This window comes from Roseinatronobacter alkalisoli, from assembly GCF_028745735.1.
Classification (GTDB): Bacteria; Pseudomonadota; Alphaproteobacteria; order Rhodobacterales; family Rhodobacteraceae; genus Roseinatronobacter; species Roseinatronobacter alkalisoli.
On the sequence record NZ_JAQZSM010000088.1, the window covers coordinates 1 to 2,726 of the forward strand.

3 protein-coding genes are annotated in these 2,726 nt (G+C 58.4%); all 3 read right to left on the reverse strand.

Features of this window, described 5'->3' with window-relative positions; translation table 11 throughout:
- Positions 1-178: 178 nt before the first annotated feature.
- The gene (locus tag PUT78_RS23255; RefSeq protein ID WP_274354603.1) at positions 179-1,414 is read right to left on the reverse strand and encodes a DUF4150 domain-containing protein; all 1,236 of its coding nucleotides are present in this window, start codon (positions 1,412-1,414) and stop codon (positions 179-181) included.
- On the reverse strand, positions 1,411-2,160 hold the full coding sequence (locus PUT78_RS23260; RefSeq protein WP_274354601.1) for a GAD-like domain-containing protein: 750 nt from the start codon (positions 2,158-2,160) through the stop codon (positions 1,411-1,413). Before PUT78_RS23260 ends, PUT78_RS23255 begins: the two co-directional genes overlap by 4 nt.
- Before the next feature lie 8 nt (positions 2,161-2,168).
- Positions 2,169-2,726 (reverse strand): polymorphic toxin type 15 domain-containing protein (locus PUT78_RS23265; protein WP_274354602.1); only part of this gene is annotated, 558 nt, incomplete at its 5' end.

The following is a 2,726-nucleotide window of genomic DNA, read 5'->3' on the forward strand; positions in this document are numbered from 1 at the left end:
ATGTCGGCGATCTCGCGATCAACATCGACTCGCGACCAAGGCTGCGGAAACCTGCCGTCGTAGCTCAGGATTGCCATGAACTGATCGTCATATTCTAACTCACCAATCGCGATGCTGAACCGATCAACGGTCAGAGCCTGTGCCGCGTGGAGAGTCGGCTTCCATATCGTCTCGTCCATCAGTAGTGGCCTTGTCTTAGAACATCTCGTGCTCGCCCTGTGGGCAAAGGACTTTCTCTGGTTCGACCGGGTGTATCAAGCCCGGTAGTGTTTTCTACTTGTATAGTGGTAAGCGCTGCCGCCAATATTTTACACGCCTCAGGTAAATCCGGGATATCCTCGATCTGTGCAAGACTTTCCGCCAGAATTTGCCTCATCGGCGCTGTTCCCGCTACAGGTGATGCCGTACCGATCGCGTTGAATGCGCCTCGCAACTGACCGTGCAGTCCGTCCGGATCGCTGGTGTGTTGCTCGGCCTTCAGACAGATTGACATGCCCTGATTGAATGTTGGTGCGCGCTCGTTGTTGATCCGCTCCGCCGTCGAGTTTCTCTCAGCTGCAGTTCTCGGCCTGCGTCCAAGACGGTAAACCATATCCGGGACGATATGGTGTGTCTCCCCGTTGCAGATAGGCTCTATTTCTTCAAATGGACCGACCTTGCATTCGCGCTGCGATCCTTCATCATCCACCCGCGTCCCTGTATCCGTATCAGTCTGCGTCTGGGGCGCGGCCTGCGCCAGCGATTCCGCCCTCTCGCGCTCCGCACGCTCCCGGTCCATCTCTTGGTCGTACTCCCCGCGCACATGGCCCTGCCGCCCGCCATTACGCAACCGCTCCACGGCGCGGTCGTGGATCTCGCGCTGGGTGTCGTTGAAGCTGTCAACACCGCCGTATCTTTCCGCCTCGCGCGCCATGTAGCCTTCGGGCTCATCCCAGGCGCGCTGGTTTTCGCGTTGGCCCAGGTCATAGCCGTGCAGAATCCAGCCCAGAACACCGATCCTGCGCAGCAGCGGTCTAACGGACGGGAGCCTGTTCGGCGCGCCGCTGCCAGGGGTGGGGGTGGATGGCCCGGGAGCGGGCGCAGAAGGCGGCGGTGCGGGGGCGGTGGTCGGGGGCGCTTGCACCGGCGGAGAAGGGGCAAGGAAATAGCTTGAAGAAGCCCCCGTCGCCGCCAGTTGCATCGACCCCGGCAGCGGGTCGTCATCCTCGGGCGGGGCGTAGGTCGCGGTGTCGCGCACGAAGATGGCCTCGCCCACCGTGTTGCGGTTGTTCATCCAGAACCGGTCGAGATGGCGGATGACGGGGCTGCCCTCGGCGCGCACCTGCGCGGCATGGCCGATGGGTTCACAGATGCCCCCCACTGTGCCCGACACCACGCCCTTGCCGATGCCGGGTTCATCGCCGCTAGAGTCTATCTCAACTGGACCGGAAAAATCTCGGCGTGCGTGTTTTGCATACCATTTTCCGTTATGAACTCGGTCACACTTACGGTCTCGGAGAGAATATTATCCAGCAGGTCGCGAATGTCTGTTTTGACATAGGAAGCCGGGATATTTTCAAGTTCTGCGCTACGCAAAATATATATCTGATTTGCACTGATTGGCCCGAGTAGTTTCATCACCTCGCTTGGCAACCGCCTCCCGTCTTCACCAATGTAATTCCTGTACGTTTCGGGACTAGCGCCAATCGCCAATTCATCCCACACCGACAGCGGGCCGAGTTTGATCCGACTGACAGCTTCCTCATGACTCGCGGGCATCTCAATGCCTGCAAGTGCATAAAGATCAGCGATGTCGTGCGGTGGTGGTTCGTTATCTCGTCTACTGGTCTGATCGGTCAAGGCGCCGAACTGGACATCAAAACTGAAGATGCGCCCGTTTTCATGACAGAGATCGACAACTCCAAACGCAGAATACCCCACGGCATGGAGTTTTCCGCGAAGCGTTGGGATATTAGCGAGAAGCCGCGAGAGCAACGGGTAAAAGGTATCCGGAGTGCAGAGCCGATAGAAACTGCCTGCATAGGCGCCAATCCCATGGTCTATCCAGAAGTCGACGAGATCATCTGGCACAAGTCCACGAAACCGCTCGGCAAGGTTCCTATCGACCAATTGGCTGGTTTCCGGGGTGCCAAAAATTTCAAGAAAATCTTCTTTGTTCATAGGTATCCTCAGCTTGCTATCAGCGCGGTTTGCATCGATGGACATCCATTATTACACTGATCCTTGGCATAGGTGGCCAATTCCGTGACCTTGCCGCCCGAGCCCCATTGCCCCCCAATCGAGCGGTTTTCACTTCGCCCCCCCAACCTAGAAAAAACCATGGGATTGCCGCCCGCAACCATATCCAACGTGTGGATCGCGTCCTTACCTGTTGCTGCTGTGCGGGCCATGTCCAAGGCAGCATTTGCGCTGAGTGACGGGTTGAGGGATCTGATCCGAGCTGCATCTGCTTGGATGTACCTCTCGCGCGCACGAGGCCTTTCCCTCTCTCCAATAGGCCTGTTGACCGGATATTGCGCGATGTCCGCCGCCGCCTGACAGGGGTTCTTCGCGTTGAGTGCGGTCTGCTGTAGCGCAAGCTGGCGGCCCATTTCGGTGGCGGTCCCGTTGGCTGGTATTGTGAAGGACAACGTCAACACATAGCATCTCGGCCGGTCAACCCGCGTGTTGTCGGTATTGGGCAAGGGAACCGCAGCCGGTGCGGGCGCGTCGCTCTCTGCCTCGCG